This is a genomic window from Tropicimonas sp. IMCC6043, from assembly GCF_004146235.1.
Lineage (GTDB): Bacteria > Pseudomonadota > Alphaproteobacteria > Rhodobacterales > Rhodobacteraceae > Tropicimonas.
In genome coordinates this window covers 20,029-41,768 of sequence record NZ_SELO01000023.1, presented here as the reverse complement: position 1 = coordinate 41,768, position 21,740 = coordinate 20,029, and the positions used below count along the sequence as shown (strand labels likewise).

At 64.7% G+C, this 21,740-nt stretch carries 17 protein-coding genes; all 17 read right to left on the bottom strand.

Translation table 11 applies throughout. The annotated features are described in order from the left end of the window. Positions 1–45 precede the first annotated feature (45 nt). The gene (locus EU800_RS18000) at positions 46–2,667 is read right to left on the bottom strand and encodes a nitrate reductase (RefSeq protein ID WP_129634417.1); all 2,622 of its coding nucleotides are present in this window, start codon (positions 2,665–2,667) and stop codon (positions 46–48) included. Next, complete coding sequence (nirD, locus tag EU800_RS17995; protein ID WP_129634416.1) at positions 2,667–2,999, bottom strand: nitrite reductase small subunit NirD; 333 nt, start codon at positions 2,997–2,999, stop codon at positions 2,667–2,669. Before nirD ends, EU800_RS18000 begins: the two co-directional genes overlap by 1 nt. Further along, positions 2,996–5,440, bottom strand: coding sequence for a nitrite reductase large subunit NirB (gene nirB, locus EU800_RS17990; RefSeq protein WP_129634415.1), 2,445 nt, complete (start codon positions 5,438–5,440; stop codon positions 2,996–2,998). The genes nirD and nirB overlap by 4 nt, the downstream gene beginning before the upstream one ends. A 14-nt stretch (positions 5,441–5,454) precedes the next feature. Next, the gene (locus tag EU800_RS17985) at positions 5,455–6,396 is read right to left on the bottom strand and encodes a GAF domain-containing protein (RefSeq protein ID WP_129634414.1); all 942 of its coding nucleotides are present in this window, start codon (positions 6,394–6,396) and stop codon (positions 5,455–5,457) included. 23 nt (positions 6,397–6,419) lie between these two features. Next, positions 6,420–8,123 (bottom strand): ABC transporter ATP-binding protein, encoded by a 1,704-nt coding sequence (locus EU800_RS17980; RefSeq protein WP_129634413.1) that lies wholly within the window; start codon positions 8,121–8,123, stop codon positions 6,420–6,422. Positions 8,124–8,128: 5 nt separating this feature from the next. Then, complete coding sequence (locus tag EU800_RS17975; protein ID WP_129634412.1) at positions 8,129–9,214, bottom strand: ABC transporter permease; 1,086 nt, start codon at positions 9,212–9,214, stop codon at positions 8,129–8,131. 127 nt (positions 9,215–9,341) lie between these two features. After that, positions 9,342–10,709 carry a CmpA/NrtA family ABC transporter substrate-binding protein gene (locus EU800_RS17970; protein ID WP_129634411.1) on the bottom strand — a complete coding sequence of 456 codons (1,368 nt, stop codon included), beginning with the start codon at positions 10,707–10,709 and terminating at the stop codon, positions 9,342–9,344. A 274-nt stretch (positions 10,710–10,983) separates the two neighbouring features. Continuing rightward, positions 10,984–12,162 (bottom strand): CmpA/NrtA family ABC transporter substrate-binding protein, encoded by a 1,179-nt coding sequence (locus EU800_RS17965; protein ID WP_129634410.1) that lies wholly within the window; start codon positions 12,160–12,162, stop codon positions 10,984–10,986. Next, positions 12,159–12,743, bottom strand: a complete 585-nt coding sequence (locus EU800_RS17960) for an ANTAR domain-containing response regulator (protein WP_129634409.1) — start codon at positions 12,741–12,743, stop codon at positions 12,159–12,161. Before EU800_RS17960 ends, EU800_RS17965 begins: the two co-directional genes overlap by 4 nt. A gap of 439 nt (positions 12,744–13,182) precedes the next feature. Next, on the bottom strand, positions 13,183–14,607 hold the full coding sequence (locus EU800_RS17955) for a gamma-aminobutyraldehyde dehydrogenase (protein WP_129634408.1): 1,425 nt from the start codon (positions 14,605–14,607) through the stop codon (positions 13,183–13,185). Between the two features lie 16 nt (positions 14,608–14,623). Then, positions 14,624–15,430 (bottom strand): ABC transporter permease, encoded by an 807-nt coding sequence (locus tag EU800_RS17950; RefSeq protein WP_129634407.1) that lies wholly within the window; start codon positions 15,428–15,430, stop codon positions 14,624–14,626. After that, complete coding sequence (locus tag EU800_RS17945) at positions 15,420–16,361, bottom strand: ABC transporter permease (RefSeq protein WP_129634406.1); 942 nt, start codon at positions 16,359–16,361, stop codon at positions 15,420–15,422. The genes EU800_RS17950 and EU800_RS17945 overlap by 11 nt, the downstream gene beginning before the upstream one ends. Further along, entirely contained in the window at positions 16,361–17,362 is a 1,002-nt protein-coding gene (locus EU800_RS17940) for an ABC transporter ATP-binding protein (RefSeq protein WP_129634405.1), read from the bottom strand. The genes EU800_RS17945 and EU800_RS17940 overlap by 1 nt, the downstream gene beginning before the upstream one ends. Before the next feature lie 63 nt (positions 17,363–17,425). Further along, positions 17,426–18,586 (bottom strand): ABC transporter substrate-binding protein, encoded by a 1,161-nt coding sequence (locus tag EU800_RS17935; RefSeq protein ID WP_129634404.1) that lies wholly within the window; start codon positions 18,584–18,586, stop codon positions 17,426–17,428. A gap of 123 nt (positions 18,587–18,709) precedes the next feature. Further along, positions 18,710–19,624: a LysR family transcriptional regulator gene (locus EU800_RS17930; RefSeq protein WP_129634403.1), complete on the bottom strand. Its 915-nt coding sequence runs from the start codon at positions 19,622–19,624 to the stop codon at positions 18,710–18,712. A 225-nt stretch (positions 19,625–19,849) separates the two neighbouring features. Beyond that, entirely contained in the window at positions 19,850–20,848 is a 999-nt protein-coding gene (locus tag EU800_RS17925) for a Gfo/Idh/MocA family protein (RefSeq protein ID WP_129634402.1), read from the bottom strand. Continuing rightward, complete coding sequence (locus EU800_RS17920) at positions 20,845–21,732, bottom strand: sugar phosphate isomerase/epimerase (protein ID WP_129634401.1); 888 nt, start codon at positions 21,730–21,732, stop codon at positions 20,845–20,847. Before EU800_RS17920 ends, EU800_RS17925 begins: the two co-directional genes overlap by 4 nt. Positions 21,733–21,740 lie beyond the last annotated feature (8 nt).

Genomic DNA, 21,740 nt, shown 5'->3' with positions numbered 1-21,740 from the left:
CGGACAGCGGTCTGCTCGCCATTGCGCGACCCTTGGGCACGCGTGTCACTCTGCGGCTTCGGCCGGCAGGGTGTTTCTGAGGAGAGTGGCCAGTTCCGGACGGCAAGAGCCGCAACTCGTCCCGGCGCGGAGAGCGGCGCCGATCTCCTCGACCGTTCGGACCTTGCCCGACTCGATGGCCGCGAGGATGGTGTTAATTCCAACGTCGAAACAGGCGCAGACCGTTGCGCCGGGGTCAGGCCGGTCCGCGCCGGCGTGGCCGGCAAGCACGCCGGAGGCGTCTTCCCCACCGAGTTGTGCGGCGACATGGGCGCGGGAGATGGCGACGGGGCCGGGCGCGGCGAAGAACATCGCAACCACGCGGCCGTCCTCCATCAGCGCAAGGCGCGCGAGACCCCGCCTTGCGTCGATGACCGACACCGCCGCCGCATCCGGGAGGTTGAAGAGCTGTCGTGCGTAGTCTTCCCAGCTTTCAGGAACGTCCCGGCAGGCCAGTTCTGCGCGCCAGCCGGCCTTCGCGCGTGCCTTCGCCCAGTAGTCGGTTCGTGGCCGGATCTCGCCGGCAGCCGCCGCGAAGCCGTACCATCGCGCGGGGAAGGGCGCGACGGCGACCACGGAAGCCTTGCTCTCCGGCTGGCCGGAGACCGAGTCGACCTCGGCCCGGACCAGTGCGTCGATCCGGCCGGCAGAGGCGGTCTCGCCGGACCAGTGCATCGGGGCGAAGACCTCGCCGGGGCGAACGCGGTCGGTGACGACGACACGCAGGAGCGCGCGGCCCGTGGGGCTCGTCACCTCGCAGATAATGGTAGGCGCAAGGCCGAGGCGCTCGGCATCCTCGGGGTGGATCTCGAGATAGGGCTCGGCCATGTGCTGGCTGAGGCGCGGCGATTTCGCGGTCCGGGTCATCGTGTGCCAATGGTCCCGCACACGACCGGTGTTGAACCGGAAGGGAAATTCCGGCGTCGGGACGGACCGCGGCGCACGTCGAGAGAGCGGCAGCATCCGGCCGTGTCGATTTTCGGTGAAGAATCCGCCCTCGGCAAAGAACCGCCCGCCTGTCCGGTGGCGTGTCACCGGCCATACTGTGGGGGCCAGCGCGTCATATTCGGCGGTACTCAGGTCGGCGAGGCCCGAGATGTCGAAATCCCGTCCGAGTTGACCGGCGATCCCCGAGAGGGCGGCGTATTCCCGAAAGATTTCGGCCGGGCCACTGAAATCGAAGGCATCCGCCCAGCCCATCCGGGCGGCGACATCGCAGAGGATGCGCCAGTCGTCTCGCGCCGCGCCGGGTGCGGGCAGGAAGGGCCGCTGGCGGCTGATGCAGCGCTCCGAGTTGGTGACCGTGCCGTCCTTCTCGCCCCACGCGGTTGCCGGCAGCACCACGTCTGCGAGCCGCGCGGTGTCGGTCGCTGCAGTGATATCGGAGACTACGACGAACTCGCATGCCTCGATCGCGGCGCGGACGGCGTCGGCCTCGGGCATGGAGACCGCCGGGTTGGTGTGGATGATCCAGAGCGCCTTGATCCGTCCGTCGCCGGCGGCGCGGAAGAGGTCGACCGCCTTCAGCCCCGCCGTGTCCGGCAGCGCCTGCGCGTTCCAATAAGCGCGGACGGCGGCACGGTGCTCGGCATTCTCGATGTCGAGATGGCAGGCGAGCGTGTTTGCCAGCCCGCCGACTTCGCGCCCGCCCATGGCGTTGGGTTGGCCGGTGACCGAGAACGGCCCCATGCCTGGCCTGCCGATACGCCCCGTCGCCAGATGGCAGTTCAGGATCGCATTGACCTTGTCGGTGCCGGCGGAGGACTGGTTGACGCCTTGCGAATAAATCGTGACGACCTTTTCGGTGCCGATCCAAAGATCGAAGAATTGCCGCAACTCCGCGCGCGAGAGCCCGGTGGCGGCGAGTTCGTCGCGGGAGGCGGCGTCCATCGCGGCGTCGAATCCGTCGACATGGGCCTGAACGTATTCGCTATCCACCGCACCCTTCTCGGCGATCTCCGCGAGCAATCCGTTGAAGAGGGCCACGTCGCCCGCGGGCGCGATCTTCAGGTGCAGGTCGGCGAGGTCGCAAGTCGCGGTCTTGCGCGGGTCGATGTTGACCACGCGCATGCCGGGGCGCGCCTTTTTCGCGGCCACAAGCCGCTGGTAGAGCACCGGGTGGCACCAGGCGAGGTTGGAGCCTACCAGCACCACGAGGTCGGCCTCCTCGAGATCCGTATACTGGCCCGGCACCGTGTCGGTTCCGAAGGCACGTTTGTGACCGGCGACCGACGATGCCATGCAGAGACGCGAATTGGTGTCGATATTGGCCGAGCCGATGAAGCCCTTCATCAGCTTGTTGGCTACGTAGTAGTCCTCGGTCAGCAGTTGGCCGGAGACGTAAAAGCCGACGCTGTCCGGCCCATATGCGTCGATCGCGGCTCGGAACCGGGCCGCCACGAGATCGAGCGCGGTGTCCCAGCCCGCCGTCTCGCCGCCAATCAGCGGCTCCAGCAGCCGGTCCGAAAGGTCCAGCGTCTCGCCGAGCGCCGTGCCCTTCGAGCAGAGCCGGCCGAGATTGGCGGGATGGGACGGATCGCCCTTGATCGTCCAGCCGCCCGTGTCGGACTGGCCGACCAGGACGCCGCAGCCGACGCCGCAATACGGGCAGGTGGAGCTGGTGGCCATCACGCGGCGCCCCGCGCCGCGATCAGGGTCCCGTCGAGCAGGATCCGACCCTGCTCGACACGCGCCGCGAAGGTTTCGATCCGGCCCTCGTCGGCGCCCTGCGCCTCGCCGGTCTCCAGAGAGAAGACCATGTTGTGCAGCGGGCACGTCACCTTACGATCATGCACGATGCCTTCGGAGAGCGGGCCGCCGCGATGCGGGCAGGAATCGGACGCGGCGAAGACCTCCGCTTCCCCGGTTCGGAACACCGCCAGGCAGCCCATATGGGTCTTCACCAACCGCGCGCCGCGGAGCGGGATGTCGTCGATATGCCCGATGTCGATCCAGCTCATTCCGCGGCCTCCTGCGTCAGGTCCGCCAGCAGGTGGAACCTCTGCGCCGGTTTGGGTTTGGCATGTTCGGCCCAGGGATCCTTGCGGTAGACCGATTGAGAGACTTCGAACCGATCGACGAGACGGGCGCGGTTCTCGGCATCATCGACGATCTGTTCCCTGACCCAGTCGAGCCCGACCTTGGCCACCCATTTATAGGCCCGGTCGAGGTATTTGGCGTTTTCCCGGTAAAGCTGCACGAAGGCGATCACCAGTGCAATGGCCTCCTCCTCGGAGGTCGCCTTGGCGAGCAGCTCGGTCTCCTTGAGGTCCATTCCCGCGGCGCCGGCGACGCCGATCTCGTATCCGGAATCGACGCAGATGATGCCGACATCCTTGCAGGTCGCCTCGGCGCAGTTCCTCGGACATCCGGAGACGCCGAGCTTCACCTTGTGGGGCGTCCAGGAGCCCCAGAGGATTTTCTCCAGCTTGATGCCGAGCCCGGTCGAATCCTGCGTCCCGAAGCGGCACCAGTCGGAGCCGACGCAGGTTTTCACCGTCCTGAGCCCCTTTGTATAGGCGTGACCAGAAACCATTCCAGCATCGTTCAGGTCTGCCCAGATGGCCGGGAGGTCCTCCTTCCTGACGCCGAGAAGATCGATGCGCTGGCCGCCGGTGACCTTCACCGTGGGCACGCCGAACTTGTCGGCCGCATCGGCGATAGCGCGCAGTTCGTCCGGCGTGGTGATCCCGCCCCACATCCGCGGCATCACCGAATAGGTGCCGTCCTTCTGGATGTTGGCGTGGTTGCGTTCGTTTACGAAGCGACTCTGCGGGTCGTCGAGGTAGTCGAGAGGCCAGTCCGCCAGCAGGTAGAAATTGATCGCCGGACGGCAGACATGGCAGCCATTCGGCGTCTTCCATCCGAGCTCCTGCCACACGGCGGGCTGGGATTTCAGCTCCTTCGCCTTGATCAGGCGGCGCACGTCCTCATGAGTGAGCTCGGTGCAGGTGCAGACCGGTTTCTCGGTCGGCATCTGGAAGCCGTCGCCGAGCGTGATCGCGAGCACCTGTTCCACGAGGCCGGAACAGGTTCCGCATGAGGCCGAGGCCTTGGTCTGGGCGCGCACCGCATCAAGTGTGTGGGCCCCGCCGGCGATGGACTTCAGGATGTCGCCCTTGCAGATGCCGTTGCAGCCGCAGATCTCCGCATCATCCGGCAAGGCTGCAACGGCCGCCATAGGGTCCGCGGCGGCAGCGCCACCCCCCTGAAAGGCCGGACCGAAGATCAGCGTGTCACGCATCTCGTCGATGTCGGTTGCGTCCTTGATCAGGCCGAAGAACCAGTTGGAATCAGCTGTGTCGCCATACATCACCGCGCCGACGAGCCGGTCGCCCTCGATCACCAGGCGCTTGTAGATGCCGCGCGCGGGGTCGCGGAAGACAATGTCCTCACGCTCCTCGCCTTCGGCGAAATCGCCGGCCGAGAAGAGATCGCAGCCGGTCACCTTCAGCTTGGTGGAAAGCTCGCGCATCCGGAAAGCGTCCTCCTCGCCGAGAAGCGTCCTGGCCAGCACCTTCGCCTGGTCGTAGAGCGGCGCCACGAGGCCAAAGAGCGCGCCGTCGAACTCGACGCATTCGCCAACGGCGAAGATGTCCGGGTCGGACGTGCGCATCTGCGCGTCGACCTTGATCGCCCGGCCCATCTCCAGCCCGGCCGCGTGGCCGAGCTGCGCCGCGGGACGGATGCCCACAGCCATCACCACGATGTCGGCCGGCAGGCTGGTCCCGTCTTCCAGAACCACCCGCTCGACGCGGCCGTCGCCTTCGATCGCCTTCGTGGCGGCCCGGGTGATCACGCCGATGCCGCGCTTCTCCAGATCCTTCTTCAGGAGATATCCGGCGGTCTCGTCGAGCTGGCGATCCATCAGGTGGCCGACATTGTGCAGGACCGTCACGTCCATCCCGCGCAACCTGAGCCCTGCGGCCGCTTCGAGCCCGAGAAGCCCGCCCCCGATCACCACGGCGCTGGCGCCGGGCGTTCCGGCTGCCTCGATCATCGCGTTGGTGTCCTCGAGATCACGATACGCTACCACCCCGGGCAGGTCGTGCCCAGGAAAGGGAATGATGAAGGGATTGGAGCCGGTAGCGACGATCAGCTTGTCATAGACAACCTCGCCTTTTTCGCCGATCACGACCTTTCGGTCCCGGTCGATGCCGGTCACCCGCTCGCCGAAGCGGCAGGTCACCCCGTGCGCGCCATACCAGGCGTCGTCATGGGTGACGATTTCAGCATAGCTCTTCTCGCCGGAGAGCACCGGGGAGAGCATGATGCGGTTGTAATTGCCGCGCGGTTCGGCGTTGAACAGCGTGACGTCGAATTTCTCAGGCGCAGCCTCGAAGAGATGCTCCAGCACACGGCCGGACGCCATGCCGGCGCCGATGACAACAAGTCTGGTCATGGATTCCGTCCCTCTCACAGATACCAGGCGACCACATAGGCCAGCTGGTCTTCGCGGTAGATCGGCAGCGCCACCATCGAGCGGTAGCCGACCGGGAGCCCCGCGCCGTCCGCCTTGACGACCGGCAGGCCGGAGCCCAGCACTTGCCCCAGAGCGCCCTGCCAGGCGGTGACCTTCGGTGGCGAGACCGGCGGGTTCTCTGTGCTCCAGAGCGGTCCATCGCGCTCACAGATCCCGTCGGTCAGGATGGCTTCGGCGGCGGCGCCGCGGGAGGCGCGGGCGTCCCAGATCTCGAAGCGCCGAGCGATCGGAGTGCCACGGGCGGAGAGCAGAGTGAGCACATAGGTCTTGCCGCTCGGCGAGGGGATCGGCAGGCCGAGCCCGGTGGTGAGCCCTGCCTTACCGGCGCTGTCGGCGCGGATGAAGTGATAGCCCGAGCCGAGATCTCGCATCAGGATCGGCGCGCTCGCCGCCCAGACACCGCCGGGCAGGCCCTGCCCGCGGGGGAAATGCGTATGTTGGGAGACCCATTCGAAATGCTTGGCGGCGCCGTAATAGCCCTCGTCGAGCATCAGGAGGCCGTCTTCCTCCTCCCACACCTCGAGCGCGCCGGTGCGCTCGGCATCGTCGCCGCAGAGCACGACGAGCACCGCCTTGAGCGCCGCGCCGGCAAAGACCGGCACCGCGACGGCGCTGGTCAGCCCGGCCTCCTTGGCGGCCTCGGTGCGTTTGAAATAGGAGCCGTCAAACTCCTTCAGAACCACCGGGCGCCCCTCGGCCCAGGCCTTGCCCGGCAGCCCCTCGCTCTTGGCAAAGCTCTCCCGGTGTGAAGCGGCGGCGAAGGCGTCGAGCCCGCCGTAATTGCCCTTGTCGAGCACCAGCCGGTCGCCCTCGGGGACCCAGATCTCGGAGACCTGAATAAAGGTCTGCTGGGCGAGTTCCATCACGTCACTCATCGTCATCTCTCCAATGCGGCTGCTCAGGCGGCCTTGCTGGCGCTGGCCTTCGGTTCGGGCTCAGCGGGGGCGGATTTCGGCTTGGCCCCGTGTTCGTATTCCTCGAGGAAGCTCAGGACCTGCTCGCGGTAGAGGTAGTAGTCAGGATGCGCGAGCAGCGCCTTGCGAGTGCGTGGCCGGGGCAGGTCCACATCGACGATGCGGCCGATCGTGGCCTGCGGCCCATTGGTCATCATCACCACCCGGTCGGCGAGCAGGATCGCCTCGTCCACGTCATGGGTGACGCAGACCGCGGTGACCTTGGTGCGGCTCCAGACCTCCATCAGCGCTTCCTGAAGCTCCCAGCGTGTGAGGCTGTCGAGCATGCCGAAAGGCTCGTCGAGCAGCAGGAGCTTGGGCGAGAGTGCAAAGGCGCGGGCGATGCCGACGCGCTGCTTCATGCCGTTCGAAAGCGAATGCGCGGGCTTGTCCATGCTGTCGGCGAGGCCGACACGCTCGAGGTAGTAATCGACCACGTCCTGCCGTTCGGCGCGCGATGCCTTCGGATAGACCCGGTCGACGCCGATGGCGCAGTTCTCGCGCGCCGTCAGCCAGGGGAAGAGCGACGGCGACTGGAAGACAACCGCGCGTTCCGGATCAGCACCGATGACGCCGCGGCCGTCCAGCCGGATCACGCCCTTGGAGATCGCGTTAAGCCCGGCGGCCATGGTCAGCACGGTGGACTTGCCGCATCCCGAATGGCCGATCAGCGAGATGAATTCACCCTTGTCGAGCTTCAGGTTGAAGTCTTCGACCACGGTGAGCGGTCCTTTGGGCGTGGGGTAGATCTTGTGGATCTGGCTGAAGTCCAGGTATTTCTCCTCCAGCGTGGTTTCCCGCGCATCCGCCAGCGCCTTGGGCAGCGGCTCGTTGTGGATCGCGGTGATCTGCGGGAGGGTCTTGGTCTCCTCGGCCTTGGCGGCGAAGCCGACATCCATGAGATACTTCGTCACCGCGCCGCGGAGTTGCTTGAAGCCCTCGTGGTGGTTCATCTCGCCGCGCTCGCGAGGCCGCGGGATGTCGACGTGGAACTCCTCTCCGAGCGTGCCGTCCGGGTTGAGCGCGATGATCCGGTCGGCAAGCACGATGGCCTCGTCGACGTCGTTTGTGATGAGCACACAGGTCTTCTTGTCGGCCTCCCAGATACTCTCGATCTCGTCGGCGAGATTGGCACGAGTGAGGGCATCGAGCGCAGAAAGCGGCTCGTCGAGGAGGAGGACCTCTGGGCTCATCGCCAGCGCCCGGGCGACGTTCACCCGCTGCCGCATGCCGCCCGAGAGCTCGGCCGGACGGCGGGTGGCGGCATGGGAGAGGCCGACCATCTTGACGTAGTCCGCGACCTTCGCTTCCTTCTCGGATTTGGAGAGGTTGGGGAAGACGGTGTCTACGGCGAGGCGGACATTGCCGGTCACGGTGAGCCAGGGCATCAGCGAGTAGTTCTGGAAGATCACTCCGCGCTCGCGGCCCGGGCCGGTGATCGGCGAACCTTTGAAGGTGACTGACCCGGAGAAGGGCATCTCCAGCCCCGCCATCAGGTTGATCAGCGTGGTCTTGCCGGTGCCGGAGAAGCCGAGGAGCACGAGGAACTCGCCCTCCCGGACCTCCAGGTCGATGCCCTTAAGCACGTCGGTCCTGGCCGTGCCTTCACCGAAGCTCTTGGAGACGTTGTCGAATTTCAGGATGGACATCGCGCTCACCGGTTGTTCGAGAAGGTGAAGAGGGATTGCAGCGCGAACATCAGCCGGTCGAGCAGGAAGCCGATAATGCCGATAGTGAAGACCGCCACCATGATCTTGGCGAGCGACTGCGACGATCCGTTCTGGAACTCGTCCCAGACGAACTTTCCGAGGCCGGGGTTCTGCGCCAGCATCTCGGCCGCGATCAGAACCATCCATCCGACACCGAGCGAGAGCCTGAGGCCGGTGAAGATCAGCGGCAGCGCGGAAGGCAGCACCAGCTTTGTGATCTTGGTCCAGGTCGACATCTTCAGAACCTTGGAAACGTTGACGAGGTCCTTGTCGATCGAGGCCACGCCGAGGGAGGTGTTGATGAGCGTCGGCCAGAGCGAACAGAGCGTGACGGTGATGGCCGAGATCAGGAAGGACTTGGTGAACAGGCCCTCGTTGGTCGTGTAGGTGGCCGAAACGACCATCGTCACGATAGGCAGCCAGGCCAGCGGAGAGACCGGCTTGAAGATCTGGACGATCGGGTTCAGCGCGGCGTCGCCGACGCGAGAGAGACCGGCGAGGATGCCGAGCGGGATGGCGACCACCGAAGCCAGCAGGAAACCGAAGAAGACGGTCTGGATGGAGGTCCAGATCTGGTCGTAATAGGTGGGCTTGCCGGTATAGTCGCGCCACTTGACCTTGTCGGACTTGCCGGCGGCCTCGAGCTTGGCGTTGCGTTCTTCCTGGCGCGCATAGAAATCGGCTTCCTTCTCGCGCTCCCGGATTGCGTCCTCGTTGAGGTTGATCACCTGTTCCCAGACCTGCGCCGGGCCGGGCACGGCGCCAAGCGAGGTCTGCACCTTGGGCGCCAGCGTGGCCCAGAGCATCAGGAAAGCGGCGATGGCGACGATCGGAACGCCGAGGAGCAGCCAGATCTCCTTGAGCTGTGCCTTCGGGTTGTCGCCGGCGGCGGCCTTGAGAAGCGGTGTCATGAAGGAGAGACCGAAGACCTTGAACCAGGAATCGGCCTTGTTGATGCGGGTAAAGAGCCGGGCCTTGCGGGCTTCCTTGGCCTCGGCGGCGCTTAGGGAGACAGGGTCGATGGCGGTCATGTCGGGCGGTCCTGACTTGAAGGGTTGGTGTCGGGATGGCGGTTCGGATGCTCGCCCCTGGCGGAGGCTCGACCCGCCCGCCATCCCGTGAGTGGTGGGCCGTGGGAAACGGCGGTTGCGGGTGCTGTCAGCCCTGGACTTCGTTGCCGACGACGGTCTGTTCGCCCTTCAGGCCGATCGGCAGGCTTTCGAGATAGGCGTTGGGCGTGCGACCGTCATAGGCGATGCCGTCGATGACATCCTCCGCCGGGGTCGCGGGTTTGTAGCCGTCGGTCTCGAAATCGAACATGTCTTCGGTGGCGAGCCCGTCGTCGATGAGGGATTTCGCGGCCTCGAGGTAGATGTCGGGACGGTAGACATTGCGGGCGACCTCGTCATACCAGCTGTCGGGCTTGGCCTCGGCGATCTGGCCCCAGCGGCGCATCTGGGTCAGGTACCAGACGGCATCGGAGTAGTAGGGATAGGTCGCGTTGTAGCGGAAGAACACGTTGAAGTCGGGCACCTCGCGCTTGTCGCCCTTCTCGTATTCGAAGGTACCGGTCATCGAGTTGGCGATGACGTCATAGTCCGCGCCGACATACTCGGAGCGGCTGAGGATCTCCACCGCCTCCGGGCGGTTGGCGTTGTCGTTCTCGTCAAGCCAGATGGCGGCGCGAATGAGTGCCTTGGTCACGGCGATGGCGGTGTTGGGGTTTTCCTCGGCGAAGGCGGCGGTAATGCCGAAAACCTTCTCGGGGTTGTTCTTCCACAGCTCGTAATCGGTGATCACCGGAACGCCGATGCCCATGAAGACCGCCTGCTGGTTCCAGGGCTCGCCGACGCTATATCCATAGATCGTGCCGGCCTCGAGCGTTGCCGGCATCTGCGGCGGCGGAGTCACGGAGAGCAGAACCTCGGCGTCGATCTGGCCGGTCACGTCCTCGGGGGAGTAGTAGCCCGGCTTGATGCCGCCAGCGGCGAGCCAGTAGCGCAACTCGTAATTGTGGGTCGAGACCGGGAAGACCATGCCCATGTTGAAGGGCTTGCCTTCGGCGCGGTAGCTGTCGACGACCGGCTTCAGGGCGGCGGCCGAGATCGGGTGCACCGGCTTGCCGTCCGCATCAGACGGGATGTTCTCCTTCATCTGCTCCCAGATCTCGTTCGACACGGTGATGCCGTTGCCGTTCAGGTCCATCGAGAAGGGCGTGATGATATGCGCCTCGGTGCCGAAGCCAATGGTGGCGGCGAGCGGCTGACCGGCGAGCATGTGGGCGCCATCGAGCTGGCCGCCAATCACGCCGTCGAGCAGGACCTTCCAGTTCGCCTGGGCTTCAAGCGTAACGAAGAGACCTTCATCTTCGAAATATCCCATCTCGTAGGCGATCGCGAGCGGGGCCATGTCGGTCAATTTGATGAAGCCGAAGGTCAGTTCGTCCTTTTCGACGTCCAGCATCTCGGCCGCGGCGGGCAGCGTAAGGCAGGAGGTGGCGAGGAGGCAGGCGACGGTCCGTTTCATGTCTCTGTGTCCTGTGTCTGGCCCGGCAAGGGGGCCGAAAAAACAAAAAAGCCGCTGACCAAACCTGCCCGGAGGGACAGGAGGTCGAGCGGCTTTGCTCGGCTACCCACGACATTGAGGGTGATTTCGTGTGACGGGACGTCGTTGCCCCGGTCGTTATCATGGATGCAGGTGCAGCATTGCAAAGTCAACGCGCAGGGATGGTTTGCCCGGTTTGGTGGGGGGATTCTCGAAAGTTCGCCGTCTCCCGCGGCGATCGCTGCCCAAAAGGCGGTCAGTCTTGCGTGCTTGGATCAAAAATGTAGCCGTCGAAGAACGAATCCGGTTCGAGAATCAGCCGGCCGGATTCGGAAGCGACCGGCGTCGGGCGGGTGAGCGCGCCCTCGATCTTGTCGGACGCCCCGGGCATCTCGGCACCAAGGTCGCGCAGGTTCTGCCGATAGAGATCGGTGCGGAAGATGGATCGCGCCGCCTCGATGGCGTTTGCGCGGTCAAGACCCGCGCGCGCGGCCATGGAATGCGCGATCATGGCCGCCTGCGAGCGCCACGGATATGTTGCGGCGCCGCGGAAGAAGACGAGGAAGTTTGGCACGCTGCGCACCTCGCCTCGCGGGGAGATCACCTGCTGGCCGCTAAGGGACCGCTCAATGATCTCCGGCGACAGGTCGAGATACTCGCGGCGGGAAAGGATCTCAGCCGCCGTTACCTGGTTGCCGCCCTCGCTGAGCCAACGGCCGGTGCGCCACGCCGCGCGCATGAGCGACCGGGTCAGGCCCGGCTCGGCCTCGGCCCAGCCATGCCGAACCGCGAGAACCTTTTCCGGGGCGAAGGCCCGGATCGCGGAGCCCGGCAACAGGAGCTCGCCAACTCCGTTCTCGACGGCGATGGAGCCCCAGGGCGAACCGACGCAAAAGGCATCGATCTCGCCCGCGGCGATGGCCTCCGCCATAAGCTGCGGCGGCACCGTGACGACCTGAAGCGCCTGCGGCGCGGGCAGACCGAGCGCACCGAGCCAGTGGAAGAGCAGGTCGGCGTGCATGGAGAAGGGGAAGGGAACGCCAATCCGGGGCCTGTCCCCTGCCGCTTCGATAAGCGCGCGACCGGCGCTGTCGGCATCTGCGAAATCGAACCGATGGCCGGCTACGCGCATCCGTTCCGCGAGCGCGCTGGAGACTCCGACAACGTTGCCGTTGACCGAGAGGACCGAGAGCACGTCGATCCGCTCGGAGATGCCGCCTAGGCCGAGCGCCATGGCGACCGGCATAGCAGAAAGCATATGCGCCGCATCGATCGCGCCGATGGCCAGCATGTCCCTGAGTGTCGACCAGCTTGGCGCCGCGCGAAGCCGGAGATCGAGGCCCTCCTCTTCGGCAAAGCCGATCTCGCGCGCAAGGATCAATGGCGCGGCATCGACCAGCGGGATAAAGCCCGCTTCCAGCGGCTTCAGGCTCATGACAGCAACCCCGCGGCGGTCACCAGCGCCTCGGCGACGTCGACCACCTTTCGCCCCTGGTCCATCGCCGTCTTGCGCAGGAGCGCGTAGGCAGCCTCTTCGTCCAGACCGCGCGCCTTCATCAGGAGGCCCTTTGCCCGATCGATCACCTTGCGCTCCTCAAGCGCGCGCTTGGTCGTCTCCAACTCGAGCCGCATCCGGTGGAACATGTGAAAGCGGGCGATCGCCGCGTCCATGATCGGCTTGATCCGGTCGGCGCGCAGCCCGTCGACGACATAGGCCGAGACTCCCGCCTCGATGGCTGCCTTGGTCAGGCTGTCGTCCGAGCGGTCGACGAACATCGCCACCGGCCGGTCGAGCGGTCCGGAGGCGAGCGTCAACTCCTCGAGGATGTCGCGCGAAGGGCTCGTGAGATCGACCAGCACGACATCGGGATCGCGGCTTGAGACGTGGCGCGCCAGCCCGGTGACCTCGGAAATCACCGAAACGTCGAAATCGCCTGCTGCACGCAGGCTGTCGACGATCAGGATCGCGCGCTCCCGGTCGGGCTCAACGACCACAATTGAAAGTTTGTTCGACATTCGCTTTCGTCTGCTTGGCAGAGCAGTCGTCGTAGGTCGCTCCGCTTCGCAACATGAACAGTCTCCACCGCGATTGGACACAAGAACTCCAATCAGCTGTCCAGGCAAGCACGGGGTGCTTGTCATGCACGGGATGGCAATGCCTTTGTGCCCAAAGATTCGGCGTTGTGAAAATGGCCGGGCAGGAGACACTCCCCGAGTTTTAACGGTCGGGGGCCCGGCGGAGAAGACCTCCGATCTCTGAGCAGGCCCGCGTTGATGATATGACCGCCCTCCCCTTGCGGATCGTTTCGGACCCAAGGCGGCACGTCGATGCCGTCGGGCGTCGGTCATTTCATGATGCCGAACTCCGGAACCTTTGCCGCCAGTGCAGCGATCTCCGGCCAGGGAAGGCAATCGGGCCGGAGATCAGTCGCGAACCTGGCAGATACCGGTTGACTTAATGCGCGATCATGACGTGGCGCACGGCCGTGTAGTCCTCAAGGGCGTACATCGACATGTCCTTGCCGTAGCCGGACTGTTTCAAGCCGCCGTGGGGCATTTCGTTGACCAGCATGAAGTGGGTGTTGACCCAGGTGCAGCCGTAGTGGAGCCGCGCCGAGGCATCAAGCGCCCGGCCGATGTCGTTCGTCCAGACCGAGGAGGCCAGGCCGTATTGGCTGTCGTTGGCCCAACCGATCACGTCATCGTCGTCTCCGAATGGCGTAACCGACACAACCGGGCCGAAGACTTCGCGCTGGACGATCTCGTCGGACTGCCGCGCACCCGCGATGACGGTGGGCTGGTAATAGAAGCCCGGCCCCTCGTGCAGGGCGCCGCCGGTGACGACCTCCATATGGCTCTGGTCGGCGGCGCGCTGCACGAAGCTCGCCACGCGGTCGCGTTGGCGCTTGCTGATCAGCGGCGGGATTTCGTTCAGGGTGTCGTCGTGGTTCGCATAGACAATGGAAGACACTGCGCCGGAAAGCTCGGCCACGAACTTGTCGTAGATCTTCTTGCCCGCATAGACGCGGCAGGCGGCGGTGCAGTCCTGGCCTGCGTTGTAGTAGCCGAAGGCTTTCAACCCCTCGACGACGCGATCCAGATCGGCGTCGTCATAGACGATGACCGGAGCCTTGCCGCCCAGTTCCAGGTGCGTCCGCTTCACCGAATTCGCGGCGGCCACCAGAACCTTCTTGCCGGTTGCTATGTCACCCGTGATCGAGATCATGTCGACGCCGGGGTGGTTGATCAGCGTGTTGCCGACGCTCGCCCCCTGCCCCACGATCACGTTGACCACGCCTTCGGGCAGGATGTCGGACAGGATCTTCGCCAGTTTCAGTGCCGTCAGCGGCGTCTGCTCGGAGGGCTTGAGCACCACCGTGTTGCCGCCCGCCAACGCCGGCGCCAGTTTCCACGCCATCATCATCATCGGGTAGTTCCACGGCGCGATGGAGGCGACGACGCCCACCGGGTCCCGGCGGATCATCGAGGTATGGCCCTCCATGTACTCGCCCGCGAGCGGCCCGTGCATGTTGCGCACCGCACCGGCGAAGTAGCGGAAGCAGTCGGACACCGCCGGAACCTCGGCCGTGCGGACCTCGTTGATCGGCTTGCCGCAGTTCAGCGCCTCGAGTTGTGCGAGTTCCTCGAGGTTGGCGTCCACCGCGTCGGCGATCGCCAGCAGCTTTTCCGACCGTTCGGCCGGAGTTGTCCGTGACCAGGTGGCAAAGCCCTTGCGGGCTGCCGCCACCGCGCGGTTGATCTGCTCGGCATTGGCCTCGGGCATCTTGAGGACGGTCTCGCCCGTGCGCGGGTTGAGCACCTGTTCCTCGGTCTCGGTTCCAGCCTCGAAGCTCGAGCCGATCAGCATCTTGGTTTCCATGTATATCTCCCTGTTGTCATTTGCCCTGCCCGGCGACGGTGTCCGTGCCGCGGGTCAGGTAATAGGCGCCGAGGATCGGCAGCAGCGTGACCAGCGCCACCATCATGGCGACAACGTTGGTCACGGGGCGTTCACGCGGGCGCACCAGTTCTTCCAGCATCCAGATCGGCAGCGTCTGCTGCTGTCCGGCGGTGAAGGTGGTGACGATCACCTCGTCGAAGCTGAGCGCGAAAGCGAGCATTCCGCCCGCCAGAAGTGCAGTGGCAATGTTGGGCAGGATCACGTGGCGGAAGGTCTGAAAGCCGTCCGCGCCGAGATCCATCGATGCCTCGACAAGCGACCCGGAGGTGCGCCGGAACCGCGCCACGGCGTTGTTGTAGACGACCACGACGCAGAAGGTCGCGTGGCCTAGCACAATGGTCCAAAAGCTGAACGGGATGTCGGCGAGGTTGAAAGCCGAACGCAGCGAGATGCCGGTGATGATGCCCGGAAGGGCGATCGGCAGGATCACCATGAGCGAGATCGCCTCGCGACCGAAGAATTTCGTCCGGCTGACGGCGGCGGCGCAGAGCGTGCCTAGCACCAGCGCGATCGCGGTCGAGATGGCGGCCACTCGCAGTGACAGCGACAGCGCCTCCCAGACATCCGGGCGGTTCCAGGTGACACCGAACCACTTCAGCGTCAGCCCCGGGGGCGGCCACTGGTAGGACTTGTCCTCGGTCGTGAACGCATAGACGAAGATCAGCACGATAGGCAGGTGCATGAAGGCGAGGCCGGCGCCGGCGGCGATCTTCAGGCCAAGGGGGGCGCGATCAGAGCGCATCGAAGGCTCCCTTTCGTTTTGCGACCCACAGGTAGAAGGCCATGATGACGATCGGCACCACGGCAAAGGCGGCGGCGAGCGGGATGTTCCCGGCCGTGCCCTGGTAGGCATAGACGGCCTGGCCGATGAAGCGGCGCGAGGTGCCGACGATCTGCGGGATGATGTAGTCGCCCAGCGTCAGCGAGAAGGTGAAGATCGAGCCGGCGATAACCCCCGGCAGCGCCAATGGCAGCAGCACATGGCGGAAGGTCTGCTGCGGCGAGGCTCCGAGGTCCCCCGAGGCTTCGAGCATCGAGGGCGGTACGCGTTCCAGCGATGCCTGGATCGGCAGCACCATGAACGGCAGCCAGACATAGAGGAACACGAGGAATGTGCCGGTCGCACTGACCGAGAGGGAATTGCCTCCAATCACCGGGATCGAGAGGTAGGCGTTCAAGAGCCAGCTCAGGTGCAGCGTCTCGAACAGCCAGTTGAGAATGCCTTCCTTGGCCAGAATCAACTTCCACGAGTAGACCTTGACGAGGTAGCTCGACCAAAGCGGCAGCATGACCCCGATGTAGAACAGCGCCTTCCATTTCCCCTTGGCGTAACGTGCCGCGAAATAGGCGATGGGAAAGGCGATGATCGCGGCGGCAATGGTCACGCTTGCCGACATCACTACCGTCCGTACGATTATGTCGAAATTGGCGGGTGTGAACAATTCGCCATAGGTCTTGAGCGTGAACTCGTATTGGATCAGCCCCGAGAACTCGTCGATGGAATAGAAGCTCTGCGCCAGGAGCGCGAAGAGGGACCCCAGATAGACGATGCCCAGCCACAGCGCGGGCGGCGCCAGCAGCAGGAAGATCACCAGCCGCGGATTGCGCCACAGCACATCCGAGATGCCTCTCAGCCCGCCGGAGCGTTCGGTTTCAAGGACATGCTCGCTCATCAGGCGGTATCCATCAGGTGCAGGTCCTCGGGGGACCATTTGACATGGACCTGTTCGCCGGTTTCGGGGATGCGCGTGCCCTTGGGCAGCAGCGCGACCATCGAGAACCCGTCGAGGTCGAGCGAAACCCGCGTCGCTGTGCCGAGGAAGGCGGTCGAATGCACGGTCGCATGCAGCCCGTCGACGCCAAGACCCGCATCCACCAGCGACACCGCCTCGGGGCGCACGCTGGCATGGGTCCACTTGCCGGCGATCTTTTCGACCACATGCGGCGGCAGCACGTTGGAGGAGCCGACGAAATCGGCCACGAAGGGCACTTCCGGGCGGTAATAGACGTCCTCGGGCTTGCCGATCTGCACGATCTTGCCGTCGTTGAACACGGCGACACGGTCGGCCATCGACAGGGCCTCGCCCTGGTCGTGGGTAACGAAGATGAAGGTGATGCCGAGCTTGCGCTGCAGGTCTTTCAGTTCCTGCTGCATCTGTTCGCGCAGCTTGAGGTCGAGCGCGCCGAGCGGCTCGTCGAGCAGAAGGACGCGAGGTTCGTTGATCAGCGCCCGGGCAAGCGCGACGCGCTGCCGCTGGCCGCCCGAAAGCTCGGAAGGCTTGCGCCCCCCGAATCCCGGCAGGGCCACAAGCTCAAGCGCGCCCTCGGCCCTCTTGTGCCGCTCGGCCTTCGGCATGCCGGCAATCATCAGGCCGTAGGCGACGTTGTCGAGCACGTTCATGTGCGGAAACAGCGCGTAGTCTTGGAACACCGTGTTGACGTGGCGCTTGTAGGGTGGAACGCCGCGGGTATCCTCGCCAAAGATCGTTATCTCGCCGGCAGTCGGCTGGTCGAAACCGGCGATCAGGCGGAGGCACGTGGTCTTGCCGGAACCAGAGGGGCCAAGCATCGCAAAGAACTCGCCTTCGGCAATGCTCAGGTCCACTTCATCGACGGCGCGCACGGAGCCATAGTGGCGCGAAACGCCTTTGAATCTTACTGCTGCTGTATTCATGTATTACTCTTGGGAGGCCCCACCGCCCAAAGGGCGATGGGGTGAGTGGCCGTGTTTGTCGGGTCAGCGGCCGCCGATCACGCCGATGTAGTCCGAAACCCAACGGTAGTAGGGCACGCACTCGCCCTGGCTCTCGCACTTGCTGACAGGAGTCTGCCAGAACTTGATCTTCTCGAAATCGTCCATGCCGTTGGTGGTGCAACCCTCGGCGGTCTGCATGCCGCTGCCGTCAGAACAGGCGGCGGGCACAGACGGGTTGGCGCCAAACCAGACCGAGAGGTCGGATTGCAGGTTCGAGGACAGCGTGTGCTCCATCCACATGTAGGAGCAGTTCGGGTTCTCGGCCTCGGCATGCATCATCGTGGTGTCGGCCCAGCCCGTGGCACCCTCTTCTGGGATCACCGAGGCGACCGGCACGCCGTCTGCCTGCAGCAGGTTCACCTGGAACGGCCAGGAGCCGGAAGCGACCATGCCTTCGTTCTTGAAGTCGTCGATCTGGATGAACGCGTCGTGCCAATAGCGGGACACCAACTCGCGCTGGCCGCGCAGCAGGTTGAGCGCAGCATCGTACTGCTCCTGGTTCAGCTCGTAGGGCGAGGTGATGCCAAGTTCGGGCTGGTGGGCCATCAGGTAGTTGGCGGCATCCGCGATGTGGATCGGGCCGTCATACGCCTGCACGCGGCCCTTGTTGCTCTGGCCGTCCGCCAGCGTGGTTTCCTCGAACACCACCGACCAGCTGGTCGGCGCTTCCGGGAAGGCCTCGGTGTTGTACATCAGCACATTCGGGCCCCACATGTAGGGCGTACCATAATGGGTGCCGTCCACGAAATGCCATGGCGCTTCCTTCAGGCGGTCGTCGATTGTGCTCCAACTCGGGATCAGGTCCGTGTTGATCGGCTGCACCCGCTTGCCAGCGATCATGCGCAGCGAGGCATCGCCCGACGCGGTGACGAGGTCGAAGCCGCCCTCGTTCATCAGCGCGACCATCTCGTCGGAGGTATTGGCTGTCTTGACGTTGACCATGCAGCCGGTGGCCTCTTCGAACTTGGTGACCCAGTCAAAGGCGGCGTCGGTCTCGCCGCGCTCGATGTAGCCCGGCCAGGCCACGATGTTCACCTGACCCTCGCCGGGGCCGATTTCGGTCAGCATGTCGGCGGCGAATGCCTGGGTCGCGACAAGGCTCACCGTGGCAAGTAGAATTGTTTTCTGGGATGAAGCGCGCATTTCCGTTCTCCTGTTGGGTAAGTCCGAACCCTCATGGGTTTCTGAATTGCCGCGAAGGATGCGCGCCGCCGTCAACGTTCGCAAATTCAAAATTCAGATGATCGATATCGGAAAATCCGATACCTACTTCTGGCGGTCCCTGACAGATCGATGTTCCTGAGCAATCGTGATGAAATCCCGCGCCGCCTTGGAAAGGGGTGAGCCCTTTCTCCAGGCCATCCCAACCTGAACCACTGGCAGCGACCCGGAGACGTCCCGCGAGACGATCCGGTCCCCCTCGAGCGACCATGGACGGTATACGAGGTCCGGCAGAAGCGCGATTCCGGCGCCGGTGGCCGCCAGGCTGCGAACCGCCTCGACCGACTTGGTGCGAAATGCGATCTTCGGCCGGGTTCCGAGTGCCGACAGCAATTTGACGGCCGCTTCGCCCATCTCGTCGATGTCCAGCATGATCAGCTGTTCGCCGGTCAGATCATCGAGCGTGATCGAATCCTCAGCGACCAGCCGATGCCCGATCGGCAACCAGAGGCGATAGGGCGAGACCTCGAGGATCTCCACCTGAAGTGCCATCCGATCGCTCAGGTTTGACGTGACCATGACTGCCACGTCCAGCTCGCCACCGACCAGCAGGTGTTCGAGATACTCGCCATTGTCCTCGATCGCCGAGACTTCGACGAGCGGATTCGCACGCCGGTACCGCGCCAGGAGATCCGACATGACATAGCCAGCCATCAGAGACGTGACGCCAAGGTGAAGCGTCCCGGTAATCTCCTCGCCTTCGATCTCCAGTGCCCTGCGCGCGCCCGAGACTTCCGAAAGAATCGACGTCGCGTGCCGGAGGAACTGGTGGCCCTTATGAGTAATGCTGAGACCCCTCGCGTGCCGGTCAAACAACTTGACGCCGAGATCGTCTTCAAGAAATCGAACAGCCTCTGTCACTGAGGATTGAGAAATCGACAGCGCCTGCGCCGCGTGGCTGATGGAGCCGTGCTCCGCAACAGCGACGAAATACTGAACCTGTCGAAGCGTGAAGGCCACGGACCCTTTTCCTATCCGGAAAGCTCGGCAGCGATCTTAGGCTCATCTCGCCTCAGAGGCCACTGCACCGATCCGGAAGGCGGGAACCGACGCCCTGCGGGACGTGTGAGGATTCGCGCGGTTTGCGGCGGAACCAGGGGCAATCAAGGCGTGCGCGACGACAATTCGTTTTGAACCACTTCGCAATGGGCCGCCATAGGTAGGTCGGGATAATACACGACCCGTCTACTTCTCGATCAACGCGATCATACGCTCCAGGCGCTCCATCGCGAGAACTCCGTCTTCGATCGTCGGTGCGTCGCGGCTCTCTCCTCTCAGGACCGCAGCGGCATCGGCGAGTAGCCCGCTATAGCCCTTGTGGTCCTCATTGGCCGCCGCTGTGAAATTGGGTTGCCAGGTCAGGGTGTCCACGGTGTCGTCGAGAGTCGCCGCGGGATCGTCGGCTTTGAATGGCGGGTCCCGGTGGAGTTCGACGTTGACGATATTGTCCACCTCGATCCGCTTGTGATCGCCCATGATCCGGATCTCCTCCATCGGGGTTCCCCGGGACTGGACCGTTCCCATGACGATGTTGCCGATCGCGCCCGCCTCGGTCGTGAAGCCGAGGTGCAGCAGAAGCCGGCCCGGCGCCGGGCTGACCTTTCGGACACTCAGCTCGGCGAATTCGCTGGACGCAAACCAGGGGACGAGGTCCATGTAGTGGACGCAGTGATGCAGAAAGAAGCCTGTGTAGTCCGGCTCGCCCTCGAAATAGGTGGGCGCAGTCAGATAGCTTCCGGTTATGCCAAGGATCGGGCCGAAATTCGCTTTCTTGAGCAGGTTCATCGCGATGCGGTTGCCGCTGGAATAGCGCTTCATGAAGCCCACGATCACCGGCTTGCCGGCCTTCCGCGCAGCAGCGGCCACCTCCTTCGCGCCGGCGGCGGTCGCGGCAGGAGGTTTCTCCATGAAAACGGGCAAGCCGCGTTCCAACGCAGCGATTGCGGCAGCCTGATGGATATCCGGGCCGACAGCCATGCCGACAGCGTCCAGCCCGGGATGCCGCAACAGGTCCCGGAAGTCGCTGTAGCAGTCAGCAACACCGTAGGCTTGCGCGGTCGCTGCCATCGCGGCACGATCGCTGTCGCACAGGGCAGTCAACCGGATTCCGTGATCTGGCAGGCGTGGCAAAAGCATCTGGCGCGCATGCCTGCCACAGCCGATCCAACCGATATTCAGGGTCATTGATCCACCTCCGCGAGAGCCAGCGCTGACCGGATCACGCCGAGGCCGGCTTTCAGCTTGTCGCTCTCGTCCTCTCTCGGGGCGCGCCAGTGGGCAATTGGCAGTGCCACGCGATCGTCGGCGCGCCGGAACGGTTCGAGCGAGACGGGGCCCTTGTAGTTCACTTCTGCAAGCGCCCTGCAGATTGCGGGCCAGTCGAGGTGGCCTGTTCCAGGATGACCGCGGTGGTTCTCGTTCGCCTGGAAATGGACGATCCGCGAGCCAGCGGCGCGGATCGCGTCCGGAATGGAGCGTTCCTCCATGTTCATGTGGAACGTGTCGAGCATGATACCGAGGCCGGCATCATCCACCGCGTCGACCACTTCGATGGCCTGCCGGGTGGTGGAGAGAATGTCCGTCTCGAACCGGTTGAGCGGCTCCACGGCAAAGACCTTGCCAGCGGCACGGGCCAGCGGCGCGACGGCGGCGAGCCCCTCGACGGTACGGGCGGCGCGTGCGGCGATGTCCTCGTCGGTTCGAGGCAGCGGCGGCCGTCCGGCGAAGACCATCGGTTCGCCGTAGAGCGGGCCGCCGACGATCCGGGCGCCGATGGCCTCCGCGACCTCGATGCAGGTCTTCAGGTAGTCCAGCCCACCTTGCCGGGCGGCGGGGTCGTCCGAGGCGATAGAGCGCTGCGGGTTCACCCGTGCCGCAAGGACGATATCGATCCCGGCATCCCCCGCCGCCTGGCGGACGTCGGCCGGTGCGAGATCGTCCTCCGGCTCCGGCACCAGGAGTTCGACGAAGTCGAAGCCGAGCGCCTTCGAATGCGCGAAATAGTGCAGGTCCTTCCGCGTGAAGGGCCGGATGAACTGCATCGAGATGATGCCGACGGGGTTGTCCAAGTGGTCTT